At 64.8% G+C, this 4,870-nt stretch carries 7 protein-coding genes; 4 read left to right on the top strand and 3 right to left on the bottom strand.

The window, feature by feature from the left end:
- Positions 1-182: 182 nt before the first annotated feature.
- On the bottom strand, positions 183-644 hold the full coding sequence (locus tag CSC71_RS15055; RefSeq protein ID WP_162375198.1) for a hypothetical protein: 462 nt from the start codon (positions 642-644) through the stop codon (positions 183-185).
- Positions 645-797: 153 nt separating this feature from the next.
- Here CSC71_RS15055 and pdxR point away from each other — a divergent pair, with 153 nt between their 5' ends.
- Complete coding sequence (pdxR, locus tag CSC71_RS15060; RefSeq protein WP_246192261.1) at positions 798-2,243, top strand: MocR-like pyridoxine biosynthesis transcription factor PdxR; 1,446 nt, start codon at positions 798-800, stop codon at positions 2,241-2,243.
- A 3-nt stretch (positions 2,244-2,246) separates the two neighbouring features.
- On the opposite strand, the gene CSC71_RS15065 is transcribed toward pdxR, so the two are convergent.
- Entirely contained in the window at positions 2,247-2,663 is a 417-nt protein-coding gene (locus CSC71_RS15065) for a hypothetical protein (RefSeq protein WP_162375199.1), read from the bottom strand.
- A 161-nt stretch (positions 2,664-2,824) separates the two neighbouring features.
- Between CSC71_RS15065 and sufT the strand changes: the two genes are divergently transcribed.
- The 3 genes from sufT to CSC71_RS15080 all read left to right on the top strand — a co-directional run bounded on the left by sufT (position 2,825) and on the right by CSC71_RS15080 (position 4,556).
- On the top strand, positions 2,825-3,376 hold the full coding sequence (sufT, locus tag CSC71_RS15070; protein ID WP_162375200.1) for a putative Fe-S cluster assembly protein SufT: 552 nt from the start codon (positions 2,825-2,827) through the stop codon (positions 3,374-3,376).
- 114 nt (positions 3,377-3,490) lie between these two features.
- Positions 3,491-3,829 (top strand): hypothetical protein, encoded by a 339-nt coding sequence (locus CSC71_RS15075; RefSeq protein WP_162375201.1) that lies wholly within the window; start codon positions 3,491-3,493, stop codon positions 3,827-3,829.
- A gap of 88 nt (positions 3,830-3,917) precedes the next feature.
- On the top strand, positions 3,918-4,556 hold the full coding sequence (locus tag CSC71_RS15080; RefSeq protein ID WP_162375202.1) for a hypothetical protein: 639 nt from the start codon (positions 3,918-3,920) through the stop codon (positions 4,554-4,556).
- A 98-nt stretch (positions 4,557-4,654) separates the two neighbouring features.
- Here CSC71_RS15080 and CSC71_RS15085 read toward each other — a convergent pair.
- Positions 4,655-4,870 (bottom strand): IS3 family transposase (locus tag CSC71_RS15085; RefSeq protein ID WP_162373230.1); only part of this gene is annotated, 216 nt, incomplete at its 5' end.

Consider the following 4,870-nt stretch of genomic DNA (forward strand, 5'->3'; position numbering starts at 1 on the left):
GCATGCGCAGCACCGCCGCCAGCACGCGCGCGGTGGCCACGGCCAGCGCGGTCCAGGTGCGCGGCGAAGTGGTGCGGCGCGAGCGGCCGAAGTGGGCGCCGTACGAAACCTGGCTGCAGCCGCTGATTCGCGCGTTGCCGGGGCGGTGAAGCAGCGGCTGTTTCGCGCCGTGGCCGTCGCTGCTATTTCGATGCCACCCCGACGCGCGCCAGCAGCGCGCACGGAATGCCGACCATGCCGATATAGACCGCCACGCAAATCGCTTCCCATTGCCACGGCAACGTCCGCGTGACCGCTGCGCTGAAATGAGGCACGAAGAGATGGAAGATCAATCCGTAGGCCAGCACGCCGTACAGTGCGCCGCAGGTCACGGGTCGGCGGACCAGCACGCGGTAGTGCCGCGACAGGAACCGGTACAGCGCCATCACCGCGCACAGGGTGCCGATGTAGAGCAGCACGCCGAACGCGGCGCTTTCCCAGCCGCCGCGATAGGCGGCGGGCCCCACCACCCATGCGGCGATCGATTGCAGCACGCGCTGGGTGGTGGAGCCGTGCTGGCTCCAATAGGCCGCAGCCAGGGCCAGATCGGCGACGGCCGCGGCAAAGCCGCCGACCAGCCAGAGGGGCAGGGTGAACTGGGGCATGATCCGGACCGGAGAGGTCAATGAGTGCGATGTCATGGCGTCCTCGCTCGGTGAGGGGGAGATTGGCCCTATCTGAACCCGGATAATTGGCCCTATAAAGATCCAATTGGGTACACTGCAATGGGGCCAATCGACGTTGGAGCGATATCCCCCGTGTATCTGGAACTCGATGGCAACGGACCCCTGCATGGGCAACTGACCCGCGCGCTGAAGGCGGCCATGTTCAGTGGCGGTGTATACGCCGGCACGCGCCTGCCGCCGACGCGGGCACTCGCGCGCGAACTGGGGGTGTCGCGGAACACGGTGCTCGCCGCATACGAGCAATTGCGCGCCGAGGGTTTCCTCGAGAGCCGGGTCGGTTCGGGCAGTTATGTCATGCCGCCGTTGCAGACTGCCGTCGCGCAGCCGGCGTCAGGGCCGGTCGAACCCCAGTCCGCCTATGCGCGGCGCGCGCGCGAGCTGCTCGACCACGATTGGCTGCTGGGCCCGCGCCAGCCCTTGCCGAGGTATGCCTTCCACTACGGCATGCCGTCGACCAATCCGGCGCTGACCAGCGCATGGGCGCGCGAACTGTCGCGCGCGGCGCAATACACCCCGCCCAATTACCCGACGGCGCAGGGCTTGCCGGCGCTGCGCGAAGCGGTTTGCGACTACCTCGCCCGGCGCCGCGGCGTCCACATCGTCCCGGACGACGTGCTGATCGTCGGCGGCACCCAGCAGGCGATGGCGTTGACCGCGCGCGTGCTGCTGGACGAGGGCGACGAAGTGGCGATGGAAGACCCGCAGTACACGGCGATCCGCACGGTGCTGAAGGTGCACGGCGCGCGCGTGGTGCCGGTGCCGGTGGACGCGCAGGGCATGTGCGTGGATGCCTTGCCGGCACGGCGCCCGCAACTGGTGTGCGTGACGCCGTCGCATCAGTTCCCGATGGGATCGGTGCTGTCGCTGTCGCGGCGGCTGGCCTTGCTGGACTATGCGCGGCGCCACGATTGCTGGATCTTCGAAGACGACTACGACGGCGAATTCCGCTACGACAGCAAGCCGCTGGCCGCGTTGCGCTCGCTCGACGGCGACAACCGGGTCGTCTACATCGGCACGTTCTCCAAGACCCTGTTCCCGTCGATCAGGCTCGGTTACATGGTGGTGCCGCCGCAACTGCGCGGCGATTTCGTCGCGGCGAAATGGCTGGACGACTTCGGCGCACCGACCGTGGAACAGGCGGCGCTGGCCGGCTTCATGGCCGACGGCGGCTTCGAGCGCCACTTGGCCCGCACCGCCAAGACCCTGAAGGAACGGCGCACGGCCTTGCTGGAGGGCCTGCGCCGCCTGGCCGGCGATCGCGTCGAGATCGCCGATTCCAGCGCCGGCATGCACTTGGTCGCCTGGCTGCGCGGGCGCAGCCGCGAACAGGGCGATGCCTTCATCGCCCACGCGCGCGAGCGCGGGCTGTGGCTGGCGTCCATTTCCCAGTACTACATCGAGCCCCCCGACCGTGCAGGACTGCTGCTGGGCTACGCGACCCTGTCGGTGGCGGAGATCGAGCAGGCGGTGGCGTTGTTCGCCCGCTGCCTGGACGAAATGCCGGCGCAGGCGCAGTGAAGTTCAGCGTCCCAGGAGCGCGGCGGCGACCAGCGCGAGCAGGATGAAGATGGCGTCCATGGTGCCGGTGGCCAGGTCCAGCAGCGTCCACGCGTAGCCGAGGCCCGGGCGGACCAGCGCGTCCCAGCCGTCCAGGCCCAGCGGCAGGCCGACCTGCAGCGCGACGATGCACCAGTTGGTCAGCGCGATCACGACCGCGGTCGCGAGCAGCGCCGCGGTTGCGCGTTTCCAGCCGCCGCGCATGCCGCCCAGGCGCAGCAGCACCGCGCAATCCAGGGCCACCGCCAGCGCCATCCAGCTGCACTGGCGGCCGCTGCGCAGGGCAAGCAGGACCCACAGCGCGCCGACGATGGCGCTGCCCGTGGCCAACAGCAGCAATGACAGGCCGCGTGCGACGCGGGCGGGGGAATCGGGCGGCATCCGGGCTCCAGAATTCCGGCCAGCATAGCCTGTCGCGGCGGCGGCGTGAGCCCTGTCTTCCGGCACGGGAACGCTGCGGCCCACGGTTTGCCGGCCAGCGGCGGGCGGCAGGCGGGAAAAAGCCGGCTTGCGCCAGCAGGCGCCGTCCCCATCTGATCGATATGTATTCCCGCAGCAGCGAACCCGTCCAACTAGAACGCGATTGCCCGGCCGTGATGGTGCCGCAGGGCGACAGCGTGACCCTGCCCGCCGGCAGCTACGGCTACATCACCCAGGCGCTGGGCGGCAGCTACACGGTGTTCGTGGAAGGCAACCTGTTCCGCATCGCGGGCAAGGACGCCGACGCCATCGGCAAGGAACCGCCGGAATCGCTGGACCTGCCGACCGACGCCGGCGACGAGGACGTGGAGCGGCTGGTCTGGCAGCAGTTGCGGACCTGCTTCGATCCGGAGATCCCGTTCAACATCGTCGACCTGGGCCTGGTGTACGAGGCCAGCCTGCGCCATCGCGACGATGGCCAGCGCGCGGTCGACGTGAAGATGACCCTGACCGCGCCGGGCTGCGGCATGGGCGAGATCCTGGTCGACGACGTGCGCAGCAAGCTGGAGATGATCCCGACCATCGCCGAGGCCGACGTCGAACTGGTGTTCGACCCGCCGTGGGGCCGGCACATGATGAGCGAAGCGGCGCGGCTGGAAACCGGGATGCTGTGAACTGAAAAGCGGGCTTCGGCCCGCTTTTTTTGTGTGGGGAGTTTGCGGGTGGAGAAGGGTGGTTAATATCCGTTACGGTGGCATAGTCGCCGTGTAAACAAGAGTTAGGCCTCAATGGGCAGCCCACTGAAATTCGAGCAATTCTTGGATGCAACGTGCAACATCCTCGACGAGGATGGATTCGTTGCGTACCTGCCAACGCTGTACGTTAATGATGAGATCCTTGTCGTAGAGGGCATCCCAGATTCCGTCTCAGACACTGATGCACTGAACAATGTCGGATCTGAGTATGGGCTTGGTAGCTCTGGGACATTCTTCGCCGTGCTCGCGGCTGCCGACACCGTTGTGGCGGGTGAGTTCTCCTTTACAGGTTGGCGCTTTGCACAGATTCAGCCTGGCAATTCCGGCCTAGTCATCTCGTGGGTCGAGCGGCCGTTGTGGTTCCGGCTTTGAGGCCTAACAATTCATTCAAGCCGAACCCGCTTCGCGGGTCGGCTTAATTCAGGCGTTTGGCGTCACACCAGACTCCAAGGCGGTCGTTATGAGCACGATTGGCGTAAACGTTCGAGACGACAAGTTGGCTGCCGACTGCCTTGGCGCATTGGTAGCGTTTCCCGTAGCCATTCAGCACATGCGCGAGTCGAACGACGCTATTTCTATCCCAAACCACATGCAAGCCCATACAAGGGATGCATTCGCTGCCATTGATGCGGCGCAGCAAGATTGTCGGATGATCGCCGCGGCGGCAACAGATCGCCTGTATCGGCACATTGTTGAGCTAACTGTCCTTGATGCATTCACTCGCAGCTACACAGCGGTTGCTGTCAAAGAGTTCTACTCTCAGCTTGCAACTAGGCAAGTCGGGACCTTCTACATTCTCGACAACTCGCTAAGGCAAGATCGGTTCATGGCAGTGCTGGAGCTTCTTAATATTGCAGGCATTTCATGCTTCTCACCCAACACTCACGGCACAGATTGGCTACCTATCGAGAGAGGCATTCGACAAATCGCATCATCGCATGTCGCGTACATCGAGCCGGACGCAACAGCCAATCACTTGGCGGCAGCGATTGCACTTGCCAAGGGTCTTAACTCTGTCGCCACGTTTCGCAATGAGGCTCCTGAAAATCCTAGCATTAGCGTTATTAACTTGCCGCGAGCCAATGCAAGTGACGCCTAATAATTCATTCAAGCACGGGTAGGGCGGGTTTCAACCCGCCTTCAGCACGAGTAGGTTGGGTTGAAACGGAGCGAACCCCAACATCACAATGTCGGGTTCTACCCCGAAATCACGGACGGTTGTAAAAGGGCTGAGAACTTCTGGTCTTGCCTGGCGACCCTTCGTCGCATCCTCGGGTTGTGGAACCGCTCGATGTATTCGAACACATCAGCCCTCGCGGCATCGAGCGTTGGGTAGGTCATGCGGTAGACCCGCTCGCGCTTGAGCAGGCCGAAGAAGCCTTCGCACGCGGCGTTGTCACCGCAGTGGCCCAC

It is taken from the genome of Pseudoxanthomonas sangjuensis (genome assembly GCF_010211755.1).
Lineage (GTDB): Bacteria > Pseudomonadota > Gammaproteobacteria > Xanthomonadales > Xanthomonadaceae > Pseudoxanthomonas_A > Pseudoxanthomonas_A sangjuensis.